We start from the raw sequence: 20,259 nt of genomic DNA, 5'->3' as shown, positions 1-20,259 counted from the left end.
TAGGGGAGATGGGGAGTAGTCAATTCAAAATTCAAAATTCAAAATTCAAAATTTTTAATTTTACATTTTTAATTCCCCGAAGGGGGGATGGGGAGAATAACAACCAACCACTAACCACTAACAACTAACCACTAACAATTAAGTTATGAAATTCATTTCTGAACCGTCGATACCTGTAAAAATTCAAAAGATGAAGGAACGGGTGCGTTGGCGTAACGCAAGTATTGTCTCGCGGGGTATTGACCAAACTTGCATGGCGATCGACGATCGCAACTCGGATAATCCAGAATTTTCTTTTATGGTCATTGGTGACAGCGGTTCTAGTGCTTCCTACCGACAACACAATCCTCAGCGAAAAGTTGCTGAACTGATGCTTCCGCAACGGGAAGAGTGTAGTTTTGTTTTGCACACGGGAGATGTAATTTATATTGTTGGTTCGCACGAATATTACCCGCAAAACTTTATCGAACCTTACCGCGAGTTTATTGTAGGCGGAGTAAACCCCAAACTCATTCCCTACGATCGCATGGTTTTTAAAACCCCAATCCTGCCAGTTCTCGGTAATCACGATTACTATGATGTACCGTTAATGTACCGACTGCTGGCAGGCAGTACACTACCACTACGTCGTTTGTTCCGCTACAAAGATATTGAAATCGGTTGGCATGGTTCCTACCAAGGAGATGCCTATGCACGAGCATTTCTTGATTATCTCAAAGCGTTCCATTCCAAACAGGAGTTAGAATTTCACCTCGACGAACACTACACAGCTAAAACAGACACGGGACGCTGTTTGCGCTACGAACCCGGACGTTTTACCCGCTTACCTAACCGCTATTACACGTTTCGTTACGGCGGTATTGACTTTTTCGCCCTGGACTCGAATACTTTTAACGAACCATCACCCCTACCCGCAACCAAAGAAGGAGAAAGCAGTCGCCGCCAACTGGAAAAGCGCCGCCACGAGATCGAAGAAGAGGAAATGCAAATTTTGGAAGTGTGCGATCGCCTTAACCCAGATAACCCCAAAGAAGCAGAAAAACTCGATGCTCTCAAAGCCAAACTATACCAAATCGATGAAGTCAAAATTGACATCGAAAAACAACTCGCATCCCACCACGAACCAGCCACAGATTTTGAACAATTAGAATGGCTAAAGCACAGGTTAATTGAGTCTTGGCATACTCAAGAAGTACGCGGACGGATAATTTATTTCCACCATCCCCCCTACGTTACCGAGGCGAGTAAGTGGCATCAAGCACAAACATTAGCAGTTCGTCGCCGCCTGCGCTGGGTATTCGATGGCGTCGCCCAAACCCTTGGTTCATTGACTCAAGGGCGTGCGATCGTTGATTTGATTTTAAACGGCCACGCTCACTGCCTAGAATATCTCCGCACCACTGATACCGGACACGCTGACTCTCACCTCAATTGTATAGTCTGTGGTGGTAGCGGGCGTCGTCCCCGGCGTCAACGACGGGAGGGATCGGAATTAATGGAGACTTTTGAGGACGTAACAGGTAGCCTTAACCGTAAAGTCGCGGATTCACTGCTTTTTGTTGGTCGTCATGGTTACGATGTCTTAAAGCGGCTTCCTTATTCATCCGTGCGGATTGATGTTAAAGATGGTTGTCCAGCTAAGTTTGTCGTCACACCGTTAGTTATCGAGCGCTTTCAGGGAGAGTGGTATAATCGCGAACTAGAACCATTTGAGATTTGACTGTAGATAAGCATCTGGTGAAAAAGAATGTAGGGACGTTCCGTGGAACTTCTCTACAAGGGTTGTGGCAATCGTATATTTAATTTCTGGAGATGTCTAATGTACGCTCAATTTTATAAAGACTACTCTCTAATTAAATCCTTATTTAATAATATTTGAGAAACCTTAACAATATATCTATTAAGCAAGTATTTTTGATTTGCGGAATAGGATAGCGATCGCTTGTATATTTTGACCTCCAGGTGGTTTCCCTCATGAGTACCTGCCGGGGATAATGGGGGATCTCCAAAGATTGAATTGTACTAACTTAACAGTATTGGGTTATTAGTAAATAGTTTCATCTAAATTGATAATTAGGTTAATTAAGCCAATAATGTTTGTGAAAGTTATGGAATTTTGACGATGTAAATCGTTATGTTTGAACATTTAAAACAGATAATTAAGGCTATGGTAGGATGAGCGTAAAAGCGCAAATATAGTTGTAGAAAAATTACAGAAGGTAAGTTCATGGCAGTACTCACAGGATTGACATTTGGTGGTAAAACTTGGACACCCAAATTCGCGCAGTCAATAGATGAACATAAATGCATCGGTTGTGGCAGATGCTTTAAAATTTGCGGACATGATGTGCTATTGTTGCGGGCAATGAACGAAGAAGGCGAATTTGTAGACGATGAAGATGATGATGAAATTGAAAAAAAAGTAATGACAGTTGCTCATCCAGAAAATTGTATTGGTTGTGGAGCTTGTTCAAGAATTTGTCCGAAAAACTGCTACACTCATGTTGAATTGAACAACTAAGAATGAGTAGTAGTTTTTGTTTTTAAAGGACAGCTCGTAGACAAGAGGAATAAGCATAGCAAGATAACTAGAGGGGAATGCTCTATTTTTTTATTAAAAATCCAAATAAAGTTCACAATAAACAAATTTGTGAATTGCAAATGTTAGTAATTAACAGATTTAAACTTGCTGCTAATATAGCCTCACAAACAGTTGCTTATATGAGCAACAGAATTATATATATGGAAGTTTTTAACAAGAAAGATTAAGTTAAAAGATGTTTAAATTTCCCCAACAATCTGGCGATCGCCTCGACAATTAATAAGTAACAGAACTTGGGTTCAGAAGGTGTAATACCATTAGCAATCCAACATGATTTGCAAAATGCTCCGTCTGGTTTGTTGTTGGTTGTTAGTGGTTAGTGGTTAGTTGTTTGTTGTACCCTACGGGAAGCGGAATAAAGCGCATCTATGGAATAAGCAACTAATAACTATCAACAATCAACAAAAAACTACCAACAACCTTGACAATTTCCAGGCTTAAACAAAATTATTCTCTTCTCTGGCGTGGGGTATACATCAAGAGTACAGGATACAACTTACTGGAATAAAACAGGCGAGAGTCACACCTTGAACGACGTTTTTCAGAGCAGGTATGTATGCAACAAATTCCTGTTTCGCTGTTAACCCTAGTTGCTGGGGTAATTATCACACTCTTCAGCCTTTGGGTTGGTCAACACCATAGTCTACTGCCGATACAGGCATCTGAACAAGCGCCTTTAGTAGACGGGTTTTTCAATATTATGGTGACAATTGCCACTGCTTTGTTTGTAGTGGTAGAAGGAACTATTTTGATTTTTTTGGTGAAGTTTCGTCACCGTAAGGGTGATGATACAGATGGTTCGCCAATTGAGGGTAACTTACCCTTAGAAGTATTTTGGACAGCAATTCCAACCATCATAGTCCTTGGCTTGGGGATTTATAGCGTTGATGTCTTTGGAAGAATGGGGGGGTTAGAAGTTGGCGGTAACAGCCATACCCCAGTTCATGTTGCCCAGATGCCAGGAAGTGCGATCGCGGCTACCCTCAGCGATCCCTCTGGGATGGAACCAGAAATGGCAGTGCCAGCAAATGACCCTGACATTGGTATTGGTGCAGGTGCTAACGAGAAAGGCCAAAGGGCAGACTTGGTTGTAGATGTCACGGGGATGCAGTTTGCTTGGATTTTCAACTATCCCGACAGTGGTGCTACAGCTGGTGAATTACACGTCCCAGTCGGCACTGACGTACAGCTTAATCTTTCTGCTACAGATGTGATCCACTCATTTTGGGTACCACAATTTCGCCTCAAGCAAGATGCAATTCCCGGAATACCCACCAAACTGCGATTTGTCGCAACTAAAGTTGGTACCTACCCCGTAGTTTGTACAGAATTGTGTGGTGGCTACCACGGTTCCATGAGGTCACAAGTAGTAGTCCATACTCCCGAAGAGTATGAAAGCTGGTTGGCAGAAAACCGCATCGCACAGCAGCCAGAAGGACTGAAACAAGCAGTTGCAGCAGTCAATAGTCATTAGTCATTGGTCATTAGTCATTAGCAAAGGACAAAGGACAAAGGACTAAAATATGACATTAGAAATTCCACAGAATCAACCACCTGGAAGTGAGTCCACTAGTGTTGTGGTTGCTGAATCCACTCATCATCACCAAGCGTGGAAATGGTATCACTACTTCACGTTTAATGTTGATCACAAGGTCATCGGCATTCAATATTTGGTGACGGCGTTTGTGTTCTATCTCATCGGTGGACTGATGGCGATCGCCATGCGTGCCGAATTAGCAACACCGGATGCAGATTTACTCGACCCAAACCTGTATAACGCTTTCATGACCAATCACGGAACGATCATGATTTTTTTGTGGATCGTCCCGAGTGCGATCGGGGGATTTGGCAACTTCCTAGTGCCATTGATGGTGGGTGCTAGGGATATGGCTTTCCCGAAACTAAATGCGATCGCTTTTTGGTTGAACCCACCCGCAGGTTTATTGGTGTTAGCTAGTTTCTTCTTCGGCGGTTCCCAATCTGGTTGGACAGCTTACCCACCTCTAAGCCTGGTGACTGCCCCCATTGCCCAATCGATGTGGATACTTGCCATTGTCTTGGTAGGAACTTCCTCAATTTTGGGTTCGCTGAACTTTGTCATCACCATCCTGTTTATGAAAGTTCCCAGCATGAAGTGGGATCAGGTTCCCTTATTCTGCTGGGCAATTTTAGCAACTTCTGTCTTAGCACTGCTATCTACACCAGTGTTAGCAGCAGGATTGGTACTGCTGTTGTTTGACCTCAACTTTGGTACTTCCTTCTTTAAACCAGATGCAGGCGGTAACGTCGTCATCTACCAACACCTGTTCTGGTTCTATTCCCACCCGGCAGTTTATCTGATGATTCTGCCCATCTTCGGCATTATGTCCGAAGTCATTCCTGTTCATGCCCGCAAACCAATCTTTGGATATAAAGCGATCGCCTATTCCAGCCTTGCTATCTGCCTGGTAGGTTTGTTCGTCTGGGTACACCATATGTTTACCAGTGGTACACCCGGCTGGATGCGGATGTTCTTCACCATCTCCACCCTAATCGTTGCCGTTCCCACTGGTGTAAAGATTTTTGGATGGGTTGCTACCCTCTGGGGCGGTAAAATCCGCTTTACCAGCGCCATGCTGTTTGCCGTTGGCTTGTTGTCCATGTTTGTCATGGGTGGCTTAAGCGGTGTCACGATGGGAACAGCACCTTTTGACGTTCACGTTCATGATACTTACTATGTAGTCGCACACTTCCACTACGTCTTATTTGGTGGTTCCGTATTTGGTATCTACGCTGGTATTTATCATTGGTTTCCCAAAATGACCGGACGGATGATGAATGAAACCTTGGGTCGCATTCATTTTATCCTCACCTTTATCGGTACTAATCTCACCTTTCTACCCATGCACGAATTGGGTTTGCAAGGAATGCCCCGTCGGGTGGCAATGTATGATCCGCAATTTACTCACCTCAACGAGATTTGTACCATCGGTGCATATATTTTGGGTTTATCAGTGATTCCCTTTACCATCAACATTCTTTGGAGTTGGGTTGCTGGTAAGAAAGCGGGTGACAATCCTTGGAATGCTTTGACTTTGGAATGGACAACTAGTTCGCCACCTTTAGTTGAAAACTGGGAAGTATTGCCTGTTGTCACTCATGGCCCTTATGACTACGGTGTGAATGAACATAGTTCTGAAGTTCAGCCAGTTGCTGTAAATAGTTAATGGTTAGTGGTTAGTGGTGAGTGGTTAGTGGTGAGTGGTTAGTGGTTAAAAATCAAATACTAACTACTAACTACTAGCTACTATTTACTAACTACTAGCTACTATCTACTAACTACTAGCTACTATCTACTAACTACTAGCTACTATCTACTAACTACTAGCTACTATCTACTAACTACTAGCTACTATCTACTAACTACTAACAATTAAACGATATGGCGATCGCAACAACGACAAGTCCAGCCCATCACGAGGAACATAAGGATTTACGAGTTTGGGGATTATTGACGTTTCTTGTATCGGAATCCTTGATGTTTGGTGGGTTTTTTGCCACTTATTTGTTCTTCCGAGGAAGTACCGAAGTTTGGCCGCCAGAAGGAACGGAAGTAGAGTTATTAGTACCGACAATTAACACCATCATTCTGGTTTCCAGTAGTTTCGTCATTCACTTTGGTGATACGGCGATTAAGAAGAATGACATTAAGGGAATGCGGACATGGTACATCCTCACTGCCATCATGGGCGCAATTTTCCTAGCTGGTCAGGTTTATGAATACATGACCTTAGGATATGGTTTGACTACCAACGTCTTCGCCAACTGTTTTTATATCATGACTGGGTTCCACGGTTTGCACGTTTTCGTGGGACTGCTGTTGATTTTGGGTGTATTGTGGCGATCGCGTCGTCCCGGTCACTATTCTGCGACCAAACACACTGGCATCGAAATGGCAGAAATTTACTGGCACTTCGTAGATATTATTTGGATTATTCTCTTCACACTGCTGTACATTTTGACTTTGTTTTAAAGGAAGAGTTAGTGGTTAGTGGTTAGTAGTTAGTTGTTTACTACTAACCACTATCTACTAACTACTAACCAAACAAAAGGAGGTTTTTATGCAAATTGATGCAGAGAGATTTTCTTGGTTTCAAGTGCCAGAGGAAATTAAAAAGTTATTGATATTAGCAGCCGAAAACTGGGAGAACACATCACAATCAGAAAAATATATGAATCAAGCTTTAGCCAAAACAGAAGATAACACAGAAGTTTTGGTAGCAGCATATAGATATTTTTACTATAAGAATAATTATCAAATGGCACTAAAAACAGTTCTTAAAGTTATAGATAAAATTAAAAAAGCAGACAAATTACCTGATGATTGGGAACAACTCCAGCCAATACTAACAAATCGGAAAGAAGATCCGTCAATTAGACTCTACATAAATGCTTATGCAGCATCAGGGTTAGTACTGGCAAAACTAGGAGAACTAGAAAAAGCAAAAGAAATCAGCACTAAAGTTAAAAGTATTGATGATAAAAACGACTTTGGCGCAGGCATATTACTTGATATTCTGACTCACCCACCGGAAGAAGAGTGAGTATTCCAAAACATGATTTTGGTCATAGGTTTAATTCATATCAGACGTAACTTATGAAACATAGAGATTGGCATGTCAATGGAGATGGCCAGTATCAAACCTGTAAATCTGTAAGAGCATGGGATTTATTAAGAGATAATTATCGCCTTTATCGATTTTTGACCGAATTAGAAGATATTCTCAATGAAGTTGAGGATCAAACCAGCCGTCTGCCAGAAATTCAGATGCTAGTAAGACAGTTGCTTGTTAATTCTTATTGGGTGCAAAGTCAATATTCAGCACCTTGTCCCAAAACTGGAACATCAGTTTTGCTTCTCTATGATGAATTAGGTTTTCCGTTAACTCTGCAAACAGCCACATTCGCACCAGGCACAAAATCGAATATTCATAATCACGGTACTTGGGGAGTAGTAGCAGTATTAAAAGGACAGGAAAAAAATACTTTTTGGCACCGAAACGCCAGCCGTGAATTTCCAGATAAAATTGAACAAACAGAAGAGTTAACTTTGTTACCTGGGGATATTATTAGCTTTACTCCTGATGCAATTCATTGTGTAGAAGCTGTTGGTGATGAACCAACTGTTACTTTTAATCTTTATGGTGAAACTGATCCAAAACAGCGATTTGAATATAATATATTGACTCATACTGCTAAAAAATTTTAATTAGTCAACCTCAATAATTATTAATTAAAAAATAATTAGAAAAACAATTAAAATTTAATTATGGTGAACAAGGCTATTTTTTTAATTTAGTTCATCATTGATAAATACTAATGAATTATTAATCACACAGACACTCAGAAAAATATTCTTTGTGTCTTGGAGTCTTAGTGGTTCAATTTTGCTTCTCAACTGTTAGAACTATTAGGAGTTACTGTAATGGCAAGAGTGATTTTTTATGAAAAACCAGGCTGTAAGAACAATACCAAACAAAAAACTCTATTAACAGCCGCAGGTCATGAAGTGATAGCGTATAACCTACTAACAGAACCCTGGACTGTTGAACGTTTGCGCTCATTTTTTAGCGATCGCCCTGTAGCCGAATGGTTTAACCGTGCTGCTCCCCGCGTACAATCAGGTGAGATAGTTCCTGAAAACATAGATGACCAAACAGCCTTGATGCTGATGCTCAAAGATCCCCTATTAATTCGCCGCCCTTTGATGGAAGTAGGCGATCGCCGTGAGGTGGGTTTCGATGCAGAGAAAATCGACGCTTGGATCGGCTTAAAGTCAAAAGATGCGACTCTCAAAGAAATAACTGAAAAGCTGATGAACCAAGATCTACAAATCTGTTCCCATAAGCACGGACACGAACACAAACACTAGGGACTGGGGATTAGGAAGACAAGGAGGACTTGGAGGGATGGGGTGATGGGGGATTTCGCGCGGACAGTCTCCCCACTATCCCTCTCCCTCGCCTACTTTGTCTTCTCAGAATTCCCAATAAGCTAAAGCATATTTAAATTGCATATTATATTTTCTCAATCTCTTGTGGGGTGTGCATCCTGCCTCCCAAGTTATGCAAATGAGATGTGGAACAGCTTACCCAGTCCCCAGTCCCTTGTACAAGTAATATTTTCTTTCCCTAACAAATTAAAATTTTTGTGAAGAGCACTTAAGTACGCTTGAATACTAGCGAGAAAATTGGTTATTTTGTTCCTTGCTTCTAGCAACAAGAGTCACTTGTTTATCTAGTAGCTCACGACGGCGTTCGCTCAACCTGAAAAGCCTATATTTTAAACTGTTTACCTTCTGCCAACTGAGTTGACCGCATACCTGCCTTCTTTATACTAGAGTCTTATGCTGACTCAATGAGTATCAGGGATTTAACTGATGGTGTCAAAAGTAAAAAGTACCATCAAAATTCTCGCGGAAGCTGCGGAATGTGGGGAGTATACAACATGCCCGAATTTCAACACAGCAAACTGTTATTTGGCAGACAAGTGTTAACTGAAAAACTATACCAGTTTATGAGTAAACAGCCGCTAACTGTTGTGTTGGGGGCTTCTAAAACTGGAAAATCTAGCTTAGTCCATAAGGGTTTGATTCCCTATCTCAAGCAGTTACAGTCAAAATCAAATCAACAGCAGTGGCATATTCTAGCGATTGTGTGTCCCAGCCATAAGCAAAACGTGGAGAACCTTGCTGCCCAGATAAAGATTTGGAGTCAAAACAATCCTCAGTCCAAACTGCTACTAGTTATCGATCAGTTGGAAGAACTGATAAATCTCTCTGGGGAAAAGCAAGAACGTGAAAAGTTGATCGAATTCTTGGCAAAAATTATAGCAAAGTATTCAGACAAATTGCGAATTATACTGATACTAAGAAGCGACTTTGAATTTCAATTTAGAAATTCTGTCTTAGAGCCATATTGGAATGCGGCTCGATTTGTCATTCCGACAATGATGTCAGAGAAACTGCATGCCTACACTGAGGAAGCAGTATCAGAAAGGATGCTGTATTTCCAGCTTTGCAGTTTGATAGAGAATTTTATTGATGAGGTAGCACACATGCCTGGAACACTACCTCTATTCTCTTTTACATTAACTGAACTCTACCTTAAATATCTCAAAAGTTTCACAGAAGCTAGAGGAAACAATCAGTTAATTACCCAAGAAAACAACGAAGAAATGGGTGGGGTACTACCCAGTCTCGTCGAAAGAGCTGATAGTGAATATGAGGCGTTAATCAAACAGGATAAATCCTACGAGCGAATTATCCGCTATGTCATGCTGCGAACGGTGGCTGTGAGTAATGGTAAGTTGGCTCGCAGACGAGTTTTATTATTGGAACTGGAGTATCCAGAACCACAAAACACACAAATCAAAGAGGTGATTCGGCGCTTTTGTGCAGCAGGTCTACTAGTTACAGGACGAGATATTGAGGGGAAACCTTATTTAGAACTAACTCATGATTTTTTACTACAAAGATGGCAAAAGTTGCTGGAGTGGAAACAAGAACATGAAGAAAGCTTTATTTTACAAAGGCAGCTAGCACCCGCAGCAATGGAGTGGAAAAGGCAGCAAAAGGCAAAATATCTCTGGAATAACAACCCAAGGCTTGAATTGCTCAAACAGGTACTTAACTCCAATGACAACTGGTTTAACCAGATAGAAATGGAGTTTGTACACCAAAGTATTGTGCAAAAATATAAAAACTCTGCTCTGTGTAAGAGCTTTACAATTGGTTTTAGCCTGTTGGCTATTATTGCTCTCGTTGTTAAAAGAGAGTCGCTAATAGCTCAAACCAATACTTTTAGAGAATCTAATGTTAGTAAAAGCGTTAGCGAAACTCACCATTTATGCGAAAATCAGCCACCTTCGTTAACACTCCCAATCCCTTGTCCTCCTGTATTGATTCCCAATACAACTACAGTTCCCAAAGGACAATATCGGACAATTCAACCTCATAGTACTATCTCGGCTTCTTCTACACCCCTACCAATTGTTATTGAAGATTTCTACACTAGAGGCAGCGAAATAACTGAGAGGAGCAATCAAGAAAAAGTTATCAAGAATTACAATCAGATCATTAGTAAAAATCCTCGCAATGCAACGGCTTATATAAATAGAGGCATTGCTTACTACAGACAGGGCAAGTACGACCAAGCTATTACCAATTACAATCAAGCCATTAGCATTAGCAAAAATGTCCATGCCTACATCAATAGAGGAATTGCCTATCACAGACAGGGCAAATATGAACTAGCTATTGCCGATTACAATCGGGCACTTGGTATTAATAAAAATAATGTTGACGCTTACATCAATAGAGGGATTACCTATCGCAGGCTGGGTTACTACGAACAAGCCCTTGCCGATTACCAACAAGCTCTTAGTATAGATAGTAACAATCCAGATGCTTATTATGCCCTAGGCCTTACTTACGCCCAATTAGGAAATAAGCAAGCAGCGGCTGAGAGTTATCGCAAAGCTGCAAATCTTTACCAGCAAAAAGGAAAGAAAAATTACCACAAGAGTGCATTGATGCGAATTAAAGAGCTTCAGCAATAGCCCCAATTTTATCAAAGCAACTTATACCGATTTAATAAATGTTTACAACACATCCTGATGTAGAGACGCGCCATGGCGCGTCTCTACAATGTCTATTTGTCGCATTATTTTTTCAAAATGGTATTAACTGATGTGCGATCGCCATGCAATCAAAAAAATTCCTTGAGGCATCTACATGCCTCAAGGTAATGCCGAATATTACATGCTTGCACTAGTATGCCGTACAGAAGTAATTTTGTAACGAGGAGTCTGATACCTAATATCAATTGACTCTAACTGCGCTATGGAGTAAGTATTTGGGAAATGAAGACATCCAAATTGAGGCATATCTTGAATTCAAAGTTCAGGATATGGTGCAAGTCACCTGACAAAGAATAGGTTGTGGCATCATATTTAATTAGACCTTACTAATAGAGGTTTGGTCAGAGAGGCGTTGTCTACTTGGTCGTGGGAACGCCTCTCTTATTTATATATTAGTATGACTTAGTCACATTAGCAATAGCATTTTTAATATTTTTAACTATTGATGCTTATTTAACACATCAATAGCTATACTGAATATGTTGCATTAGGATGTACTGCTTTGACTGAAAAAATGAGCCGGACGAGTGTCACAATTCCAGAATCACTCTTTGAGTGGTTTAAAGAGTATTGCAATAAGCAGAAGCGATCGGTGTCAGCCCAAATCAGCTTTATGATTGAGCAACTTAAAGAATCTGAAGAGAAAGAAGTCAACCGTGATTGATATGACATCTGTCAATTTGCGATCGCTTTCACGTTTGTGATGAATGTCTTCACGTTAATAAGGAACATCAAGACGTTGCTTACAAATGACTTGATGTTCTCTGTAAATGTGTTGACGTTAATAAGTAACGTCAAGACGTTGGTCACAAATGTCTTGATGTTCTCTATGGATGGATTGATGTTGGTGATGAATGCTGATTGTGTAAGTGCGTAGATGCTTAGCGGCTTCTCGGAACGCGATCGCCAATCAGCAACCAAAAACTTATGCAAATTTCTACTAAGTTTTGCAATTTGGAAGCAATAAGAACAAACAAATTGCTAAACTTCTTTGATTAAAAATCAAGTTATAACTATGGCTACTGCTAAAAATCCAAAATTTCCGAGTATCCTAATTAAGATTTGAAGTGTCAAAAGCGCGGACAATCGATAATTTATCTAGGGTTATAGTCAGGAGATTGTATGAAAAGCGACATAGCAATGGAACAATTGCGCCGCTATAAAGAATATGGAGAATCTGTACTGCAAAGCCTAGAGTTAGTATCACAAAATCCACCCCCCCAGGAAAGTTGGGTTCCTATTAGTGTTCATGAACACATCCAAAATTTGCAATCAGCTGGGCAAAGAGTAGTAAAACTTGCCTCTTCACCAGTGAAAATTGGCATCATGGGTGAATTTAGCAGTGGCAAAACTTTATTAATAGGTAGTCTGATTGGTTACGCTGATGCTTTGCCAGTCAGTGAAACTCCTACCACTGGTAACGTCACTGCTATTCACCTGCGTCAGCAACCAGATTTGCAAACAACGCAAATTGGCAAATACACCGTCGAATATTTGTCTGATGAGGGTGTGAAAGAATGTCTGCGCTTTATGCTACAGGAAATGGAAGTGCGAGTCAAAGCAGCAGAAGTATCTTTAACCCAAGTTGAATCCCTAAAAAATTTGCACCCCACCACTGTGATTGATAGCAACGGTATCTTGAGATGGTGCGAACAAGTTTGGAGTCAGACGCAAAGTATAGAACTGCGATCGCTACTGCGAGAGTTAGTAGTATTCATGCGTACCTACAACGCCTACGGCAAGCATATTTGCGGTAAAAGCTACCAGATTGACCATACTACCGCGAAAAAAGGGCTGAGATTAACTGAGCCACCCATGAATATCTTAGAACTCAACTTTACACAACTACCACCACCTCCCCAAACGTGGGCAAATTTCGCCCAACCATCAGCAACAGATTTGCAGAACAGCTTTTCTCTAATCCGCCGTATCGATGTCACAGTTGAGGTATCAAAAGAAGTTTGGGATTTATCTTCCCTACAAGGGACAAATGAGTTCGTACTCTTAGACTTTCCCGGTTTGGGATCTGCGGATTCTGGGGTGCGGGATGCCTTTTTATCGCTGCGGGAACTCAGAGATGTCCAAACTATTCTGCTGCTACTCAATGGCAGATATCCAGGCGGTGCGATCGCATCTAAAATTCGCACAATGCTGGAACGGGACAAGGGACAAGACTTAAGAGATAGAATCATCGTTGGTGTGGGGCGCTTCAACCAACTCCCCCTCACCTCAAGTGACGAACGTACTCTTGATGAGCTTGTAGACGAGCCGTTACTTTCAGAAGAAACTATTTTAGAACGCCTCAGCATCCTTCAACTTACCATTGCCAGCGCCAGCAATTTAACCACAGAGAAAAAAAATATTGTCCTGCTGTCTCAACTCCACGGCTTAACTAAACTTGCCGAACTGTCTTCACTAGTGCAAGTATGCTCCCCAGAGTTTCTCCCCGAACTCGACATCCCCAACAAACCCCAGGAAGTGGAATTGCGGGAGAAATGGCAACAACTGAGTCAAATGCTACCCGCCTCTAGCACCTTGCCAAAACAACTCAGTGACTTTGCTGAAGATGGCGGAACTAGCAGGTTGCGCTCACTACTCAAAGACCACGTAGCCCAACATGGCATGAAACAACTTGTAGAAGACACCCAAAGGGCTGCGGAAGCTTTGCAACAAGAGCAAGACAACCTCAAAACTCTCCTCGAACAAATCCCAGCATACATCCCCGTTGAAGAAAACCCGGCTTTCACCGAACTCCGGGAAGCGATTGAAAATTTAGTAACTATCTACAGACAATTTCAAGAAGAGTTAGAAAAACAACCTATTTTAAAGAACCGCAACGGCATAGCTGTCAGTGATGTAGTCAAGGACGAGTTAACTAATAAAATCTTTTTTGAGTGGAGCGAGTGGACATTACTCTTTGATAGAACTAAAAGTGGCGCGATCGCCCTTACCAAAACCGAAAGCTTTTTTGGTGACGAAGAGATAGAAGACACAATTCCCACTAAAAGTGATGATTTTTACCCTGCATTTGTCCAAACTATCCAGGAAATGCAAGCCTTCGCCCACGATCGCACTCAAGAGGCAGTGACAGACTTTTTTAGTAAACTATCTGGGGAAGTATCTCGCGAACGCAACACAGTCAATTCTGTAGTGTCGCCCGAAATGGAACAGTATATCCAGCAAAACTGCGGTAAAAATCAACTCCGCCTTTACCGTAACCTCCTGCGTGCAGTCGATCCGGCGAATAAATGGCAAAAATTGATTATCGAACACAGTGGACTAGCTGGTAGCCAACTTCCTATCAACGCCGATACCTTATTCCCCTTAGCACGGAAAGATGACAAACACCCTACAGGCCAAGTTTTAGACTGGAGTCCTGATAAAAAATTTCCCGTTCCCCCCAGACCATTTAATCATCAAATTGCCGTTTTGCGACTGCGTGATGAAATCACTGCCAGTGCTAGTTTACACCTAGTTCAATATGTGAGCCAATTAACTAAACAGGTAAAATTTTCTTTTTCTAGAGCACTAAAGGAGATTGTAGACAGCTTGCAAGAACTTTTGAAATCAAAACACGAACCTTTACTTCGACATATCGCCGCTACAGACAAGGACAAACCTGTATCTGTTCCACCTTGGTTAGAAACACTTTCGCAAGTGGCGATCGCCTCTGAACCAAGAGAAATTTAATCTTTGTGTCTTCGTGTCTTGGTGGTTCGTTTTTTAAACCACCAAGACACTAAGACACGAAGAATAAACACTAAGGAATATATAATAATGCCGATCAAAATCGAACTTTTTAATCGTTATCAACTACGTACTAATCCAAACAATCCATCACTATTACTACTGCCAGCAATTGAAATTAAACCTTATCCTACTCATAATTTTCCTCATATTTTCCGAATTAATATATTTGTGACTGGCACGCCAGAAGAATTGGCAGTTGCGATGCAAGCCGCATATAAAAGTGTAAACTTTGGTACAACTAAACTTTTACAACTTTCTACTCCCCAGCGATTAAGGCAAAGTGATTGTCGGTGGAATCAACCTTTACCAGCAGGTGTTAATTGCAGTTTACAGGTAGCTGTAGAGTATTTTGACTCAGATGCAATGGGTGAACCACTTTTATCTATCAGCAAATACACCACGGCCGAATGCAATATCTGGACTAATCCAAGCAAAGATTATTCGATTAAAAAACCAATCATGTCTTTTACAGAATTTACAGATTCAGTGTTAAGCTCATTCAAACATCCAACATCGCCAACGCTACCAGAAGCGGAATTAGTAGCAGAAGCTGAACCAGTTAAGCAGATCGAAAATCAGCCAGAAATTACTTATCCCGGCTGGTTTGCAATTGATTTTGGTACATCTAACTCGACAGTCACACTTTACGATCCGAAAGTGATTGTCACGCCTCATAGTTTTCCTAGCGAACAAGAAACTAGGTTGCGCGATCGCTTAGCTGCATGGTTAACTCAACGTCCTGTGGAGAATATCGCGGGTTTAAGTCAGGATGCTTGGGTGCAAGAATGGCAAAGATTTCTGGCTGAAGCTAGTAAAAATTTGCAAGATGATAATAGTGTAAATTTACGCAATTTGCATGGAGAGCAATTTTTAGAAGCGATCCGCCAAATTGAAATTGCTCTGAGCAAGCGCTTGCCTTGGTTTCGTCGCGCTGCTAGCAAGCACTTAAACAAAATCTACCATGAAGTATTTCGCGTTCCACCGCTAGAATGGCAAAGTTTAATCTCGGTAGAACTAGATAAAGATCGGCGTTTGAGTGAAATTCCCAGCGAGATCGAAATTATCAGTTTAGAACCGTTTTTACCGAAGGACGATCCAGCAAAAGTCAAAGTCAGCTTGGGTGAACAAGCCAAGCAGCATCGCCTCGACGCCATCAGACAAGGAGAGGGAATTGATAGCAGGTTCCTGCATTCACCCAAACGCTACTTTGGGCAAGAACGCTCTTTTCAAATTACCCTGAATGACAAAGAGGATACTATCCCTGTCAATAAACTTTTGCAAGCAGCTTATGCTCAGCTCATTGATTTGACCGAAAAATATCGCCAGCGTTCGGGTAAATGTTCCCAAGGTAAATTTTACCGTGCCGTAGTCACTTACCCAACTATCGCTTCACCATTTGTCCGCCGCGAAATAGAGCAGTTGGTAAAACAACTGGGTATCGACGATGTGCAGATGGCGTATGACGAGGCTGTTTCGGCGGCGATATTCTTTTTATGGCGAGAATTTGGCGGTGACTTGAATTTAGGAATTGAGTCTTTCAAAACTCGCTGTCGTCGCGAAGGAGATAGATGGTGGCAAAATGTCATGGTTTTGGACATAGGTGGTGGAACAACTGACTTAGCCTTGATTCGCCTTACCCTAGAAGAAATTAACCCCTTCGAGCCTGGGGAAGATCGAGGGGATGGTGGACGCTACTATAAACTTACGCCTAAACTGTTAGGTTCTTCCGGTCATTTGCAACTGGGCGGCGAATTGATTACACTGCGACTGTTCTTGCTTTTGAAAGCAGCGATCGCCGATTGTTTACTCAGTGCAATTGCTGAAGAAAGTTTACCCCAAGATGTATTAAAAGTTCAACTAGAAGAATTGAGCGATCGCTTTCTCCAAATGGGCAAATTCCAGAAAGGTTCGCTGTTAGCTTGTGTAGATAACGAAATTCGCGAAGGCGAAGCTTACAAAGAAGCCTTAAACGACGCCGAAAAAGTATTACCCACCCGCTGGAAAAATGCCCCATCTCGCGCTCAAACTTTTTACACCCTTTGGGAATACGCCGAAGCAGCTAAACTCATTCTCGGAGAAAAGCGTGTAACAGCAGATACACCCGTATTTACCCTGGATGGGCAAAAAATCTCAGAACTGCTAGCACACAATGACATTAACTTACCCAGTGATGTTAGCGATCGCTTGAGCGTGACAATCACAGTCGAACAATTTGAAAAGGCCGTAGCCCCTGTTATTCGCGAAGCTATTGGTATTGCCCAAGGATTGATCGAAAATGCCTTTAAAAATCAGTCTGTCAATCCTCACAATTCTCCAGAAACAGTAGATTGGCTAATTCTCTCAGGCAAAACCTGCAACTTAGAACTTGTCGAACGCGAACTTTACCGAGTATTTAGCAAGTCTAACTATTTCGTTTGGAACGAAGAACGCGTCACCTTTGAACCTGAATATACCAAACTAGCAACTTCTGCTGGAGCCTGCTTTGCCGAAAAACTCAGACAATTGAGTTTCTCCCCCCAACAAGCCAAAGACTTGCTGCGTAAAGGAGCCAACCAATTATATATAGATGTCAAAAACCTGTTTTATTTTCTACCCTGCTCCTTTGTTAGAGAAGTAATTGGCGGTAGTCCCGATCCAATTTTTCATGCCGGGCAAGAATTGTATCAACTCCAAGCCGACGATGCAATGGCCAAATTTCGCAGTCCTTGGCTGGGGATGCAATTGACGAACAACATCAGGCGTCAAGACTTTGAGAATATGAAACTCCAACTTTGGGGTAGCTACAACGGTGACGTTCTGATGAAAAAACTAGGAATGAATGAAGAGGATTTCAAAAATCACATTCAAGTCCAGTTTGAAATCAATCAAAAACTAGACATCGACTTGTTACTTTCTCGGGGTAAACCCCATTATCTAATTCTCACCAACATTCCCAGCCTAGATGCAGCAAAAGCGATCGGTTCCTCAGCAGTCATTTCCGATGAAAGTAAAGTAGTGTGCGATATTGCAGTCAACGTTGCCGAATCTGCGATCGCCCTCAAAACCGATGCTCACACCGTCCTATTTGCCGCCGAAAAAGACCACACTCAAGATTTACAAATTTTCCGCTATGAAGACAGTGAAATGCAACTACAAAGCATGGGGTTAATTGCAGAATTACCTCCCTTCCCTGCCAGTGGCAAACACACTTTTTACTTCCAATTTCGCAACCCAGAATCCAATAAATGGGAACTCATTGGCGAATTGCCACAACCAGACTTCAAAACCGAATATCCTTGTAAATATTACGTTTCTCTCAACAAGCAAGGTATCTTGCGAGTCCATGCCTTTGAAGTACCTTACTGGACATCAACAAATCCAGAATGCCTCAAACAAGAAGGATGTGTTTTTCGAGACTCCCTGCAAGCACAATCTAATAACGTTGAGACAGAACGCGATCCATTTTGCGGATTGCATTAAAAAACTCTGCGCGACGGCAGTCGCTACAACGGGGGGAACCCCCAAGGGCGCGCTGCCTCCCCTCTGCGCTAACCTCTGCGCCCCTTTGCGTTAGAAAATTTTAAATGAAACGCAGAGGACGCAGAGAACGCAGAGGAAAAGAGAGGTTTTTGGCGTGAGCATTCAATAAATAATGGAGAAAACATGCAGCACCTCAGCAAGTTATTAGAGATTGAGGACTCAAAATTAGCTTGGGTACTGCGGTTGGGTTTATATGGACTGCGGACTCAATTACAAGAAGCACTGAAGGAAGCCACGAAAGATCCAGGTAACAGTATTTGTCAGGAATTGTTACAGGAGTTAGATGAACTTTTGCAAGCAAAGATATTAACCGAGAAAGATTGGGAGGTGGGGAGAACCGGAGATGGGGAGAAGATAACACCCCATCACCCCATCACCCCATCACCCCATCTATCTTGGGAGGATGTGTTTGAACCAATTCAACCAGCAACAACAGGCGAACTGAAACTAAAATACATTTGCGAAGCTTTGCTGACTGATAAAGAACTGTTGCAATATGTAGGTGAATACGAATTTCACAGCAGCAATGATACTGATTTATGGAATGAACTGCAACGTCTGCTGCTGCGAGTTCCAGAAAAGCTGGCTCATGTTTGGCAGGAGCGTATTTTAGCAGAAGTAAGTCAGTTAGGCGCTTTAGAAGACAAGCTTTCCCTGCAACAGCTGTCTTTCTGCCGCAACGAGCATGTTTACTCTGGTTTGAAGGGAAATATTGAAGCTAAAGGATTGTGTTTGTCAAACAATATTGGTTTCGATCCGCAATTGAGAATGGAAACAAGAGATGGAGAGTTTGATGTTTTAGCGGGAATCGTTTCTACATGTCTTAAATTTATCGATATAGATACGTGTTTGCACCATGCCTTGAAAAGTGTTGATCGCTTTGGTGTTAGGTCTTTGGATTCAGAGTCAGAACAAGCTAAGTATGTTACAGCACTCCTCGAACGCTTCCACCGCGTCCTCGCCACTGCTGAGGCTGACCCAGCGATCGCTCTCCGTGCCAGACTTGATTTAGATGAGGCGATCCATTCTTTAGTTTACTTGCCAACCTGCGATCGCTTTTCTTGGTGGGGCAAGTTGCAACAAGAAGCGCGGCGCACTCTCAATGGAGTAGTGGAAAAAGCCCGTGATGCTGGTTATCAGGTGCAGATTCGCCCGTTGTGGGGAACCTATGCCGATGTCTACACTTGGTCAAAAGACGATTTGCAACTTGAAATTGGCGGTATACCGGGAGAAGTTTCTGCCTGTCTGCGGGTTTATGCCAAAATTAACGACGAGGTACTTCCAGGACGTGTACTTTTTCGTTCTTCGCTAGAGGCATAAAAATTATGAATTATGAATTATGAATTATGAAATTTTCAGCATTCAGCATTCATAATTTTTACCTATTCCTAATTCCCAATTCCCAATTCCTTACACCCTTTTTTTAATGACTGTATTGTAGCTGACTGATAACTATATCTATATATGACAGTTTTAAGAGGATATCTTGAATCCTCTGAAAAAAACTCATGCCGGTCAAGGTCAAGGTTGTGGTCAAGGTCGGTGATCTTGTCGTCAAGGTTCGTGTTTTGGTCAAGGAGGGCGTCGGCGTTAAGGTCAAGGTTGTAGTCAAAGACAAATCGAAAATTGAACAGGTAGGTTAGTGGTTAGTGGTTAGTGGTTAGTGGTTAGTGGTTAGTGGTTAGTGGTTAGTGGTTAGTGGTTAGTGG

At 41.9% G+C, this 20,259-nt stretch carries 15 protein-coding genes; 14 read left to right on the top strand and 1 reads right to left on the bottom strand.

Annotated elements, in window-relative coordinates; all coding sequences use genetic code 11:
- Positions 1-145 precede the first annotated feature (145 nt).
- From HXY43_RS01615 to HXY43_RS01570, 10 genes are all read left to right on the top strand, one after another.
- Positions 146-1,720, top strand: coding sequence for a metallophosphoesterase (locus HXY43_RS01615; RefSeq protein ID WP_290879134.1), 1,575 nt, complete (start codon positions 146-148; stop codon positions 1,718-1,720).
- Between the two features lie 507 nt (positions 1,721-2,227).
- Entirely contained in the window at positions 2,228-2,521 is a 294-nt protein-coding gene (fdxB, locus tag HXY43_RS01610; protein WP_009454789.1) for a ferredoxin III, nif-specific, read from the top strand.
- Positions 2,522-3,158: 637 nt separating this feature from the next.
- The gene (locus HXY43_RS01605; protein ID WP_290879105.1) at positions 3,159-4,076 is read left to right on the top strand and encodes a cytochrome c oxidase subunit II; all 918 of its coding nucleotides are present in this window, start codon (positions 3,159-3,161) and stop codon (positions 4,074-4,076) included.
- Between the two features lie 49 nt (positions 4,077-4,125).
- Positions 4,126-5,808 (top strand): cytochrome c oxidase subunit I, encoded by a 1,683-nt coding sequence (gene ctaD / locus HXY43_RS01600; RefSeq protein ID WP_290879102.1) that lies wholly within the window; start codon positions 4,126-4,128, stop codon positions 5,806-5,808.
- Positions 5,809-6,023: 215 nt separating this feature from the next.
- Positions 6,024-6,614, top strand: a complete 591-nt coding sequence (locus HXY43_RS01595) for a heme-copper oxidase subunit III (RefSeq protein ID WP_290879100.1) — start codon at positions 6,024-6,026, stop codon at positions 6,612-6,614.
- Positions 6,615-6,702: 88 nt separating this feature from the next.
- Positions 6,703-7,185 (top strand): hypothetical protein, encoded by a 483-nt coding sequence (locus HXY43_RS01590; protein WP_290879099.1) that lies wholly within the window; start codon positions 6,703-6,705, stop codon positions 7,183-7,185.
- Between the two features lie 53 nt (positions 7,186-7,238).
- Positions 7,239-7,850: a cupin gene (locus HXY43_RS01585; protein ID WP_290879098.1), complete on the top strand. Its 612-nt coding sequence runs from the start codon at positions 7,239-7,241 to the stop codon at positions 7,848-7,850.
- Positions 7,851-8,066: 216 nt separating this feature from the next.
- On the top strand, positions 8,067-8,513 hold the full coding sequence (locus tag HXY43_RS01580; protein ID WP_026733087.1) for an ArsC/Spx/MgsR family protein: 447 nt from the start codon (positions 8,067-8,069) through the stop codon (positions 8,511-8,513).
- A 575-nt stretch (positions 8,514-9,088) separates the two neighbouring features.
- Entirely contained in the window at positions 9,089-11,200 is a 2,112-nt protein-coding gene (locus HXY43_RS01575; RefSeq protein WP_290879094.1) for a tetratricopeptide repeat protein, read from the top strand.
- Positions 11,201-11,783: 583 nt separating this feature from the next.
- On the top strand, positions 11,784-11,945 hold the full coding sequence (locus HXY43_RS01570; RefSeq protein WP_231510321.1) for a CopG family transcriptional regulator: 162 nt from the start codon (positions 11,784-11,786) through the stop codon (positions 11,943-11,945).
- A gap of 11 nt (positions 11,946-11,956) precedes the next feature.
- Here the strand turns inward: HXY43_RS01570 and HXY43_RS01565 are convergent, their stop codons facing one another.
- Positions 11,957-12,214, bottom strand: coding sequence for a hypothetical protein (locus HXY43_RS01565; protein ID WP_290879090.1), 258 nt, complete (start codon positions 12,212-12,214; stop codon positions 11,957-11,959).
- A gap of 189 nt (positions 12,215-12,403) precedes the next feature.
- Here HXY43_RS01565 and HXY43_RS01560 point away from each other — a divergent pair, with 189 nt between their 5' ends.
- From HXY43_RS01560 to HXY43_RS01545, 4 genes are all read left to right on the top strand, one after another.
- A complete protein-coding gene (locus HXY43_RS01560) occupies positions 12,404-14,971 on the top strand; it encodes a dynamin family protein (RefSeq protein ID WP_290879089.1) in 2,568 nt (855 codons plus the stop codon).
- Between the two features lie 87 nt (positions 14,972-15,058).
- On the top strand, positions 15,059-18,490 hold the full coding sequence (locus HXY43_RS01555; RefSeq protein ID WP_290879086.1) for a molecular chaperone: 3,432 nt from the start codon (positions 15,059-15,061) through the stop codon (positions 18,488-18,490).
- 183 nt (positions 18,491-18,673) lie between these two features.
- Positions 18,674-19,870, top strand: a complete 1,197-nt coding sequence (locus HXY43_RS01550; RefSeq protein ID WP_290879083.1) for a hypothetical protein — start codon at positions 18,674-18,676, stop codon at positions 19,868-19,870.
- 188 nt (positions 19,871-20,058) lie between these two features.
- Positions 20,059-20,193: a hypothetical protein gene (locus HXY43_RS01545; protein ID WP_290879080.1), complete on the top strand. Its 135-nt coding sequence runs from the start codon at positions 20,059-20,061 to the stop codon at positions 20,191-20,193.
- Positions 20,194-20,259 lie beyond the last annotated feature (66 nt).

It is taken from the genome of Fischerella sp., assembly GCF_013388695.1.
Classification (GTDB): Bacteria; Cyanobacteriota; Cyanobacteriia; order Cyanobacteriales; family Nostocaceae; genus PCC9605.
This window is presented reverse-complemented; position numbering and strand designations above follow the sequence as displayed.

Excerpts from the sequence above, each read along its gene's own strand:
- HXY43_RS01555 (WP_290879086.1), top strand. The coding sequence starts at position 15,059 with ATGCCGATCAAAATCGAACTTTTTAATCGTTATCAACTACGTACTAAT.
- HXY43_RS01585 (WP_290879098.1), top strand. The coding sequence starts at position 7,239 with ATGAAACATAGAGATTGGCATGTCAATGGAGATGGCCAGTATCAAACC.
- HXY43_RS01550 (WP_290879083.1), top strand. The coding sequence starts at position 18,674 with ATGCAGCACCTCAGCAAGTTATTAGAGATTGAGGACTCAAAATTAGCT.
- HXY43_RS01580 (WP_026733087.1), top strand. The coding sequence starts at position 8,067 with ATGGCAAGAGTGATTTTTTATGAAAAACCAGGCTGTAAGAACAATACC.
- HXY43_RS01595 (WP_290879100.1), top strand. The coding sequence starts at position 6,024 with ATGGCGATCGCAACAACGACAAGTCCAGCCCATCACGAGGAACATAAG.
- fdxB (WP_009454789.1), top strand. The coding sequence starts at position 2,228 with ATGGCAGTACTCACAGGATTGACATTTGGTGGTAAAACTTGGACACCC.
- HXY43_RS01590 (WP_290879099.1), top strand. The coding sequence starts at position 6,703 with ATGCAAATTGATGCAGAGAGATTTTCTTGGTTTCAAGTGCCAGAGGAA.
- HXY43_RS01605 (WP_290879105.1), top strand. The coding sequence starts at position 3,159 with ATGCAACAAATTCCTGTTTCGCTGTTAACCCTAGTTGCTGGGGTAATT.
- HXY43_RS01575 (WP_290879094.1), top strand. The coding sequence starts at position 9,089 with ATGCCCGAATTTCAACACAGCAAACTGTTATTTGGCAGACAAGTGTTA.
- ctaD (WP_290879102.1), top strand. The coding sequence starts at position 4,126 with ATGACATTAGAAATTCCACAGAATCAACCACCTGGAAGTGAGTCCACT.
- HXY43_RS01545 (WP_290879080.1), top strand. The coding sequence starts at position 20,059 with ATGCCGGTCAAGGTCAAGGTTGTGGTCAAGGTCGGTGATCTTGTCGTC.
- HXY43_RS01560 (WP_290879089.1), top strand. The coding sequence starts at position 12,404 with ATGAAAAGCGACATAGCAATGGAACAATTGCGCCGCTATAAAGAATAT.
- HXY43_RS01615 (WP_290879134.1), top strand. The coding sequence starts at position 146 with ATGAAATTCATTTCTGAACCGTCGATACCTGTAAAAATTCAAAAGATG.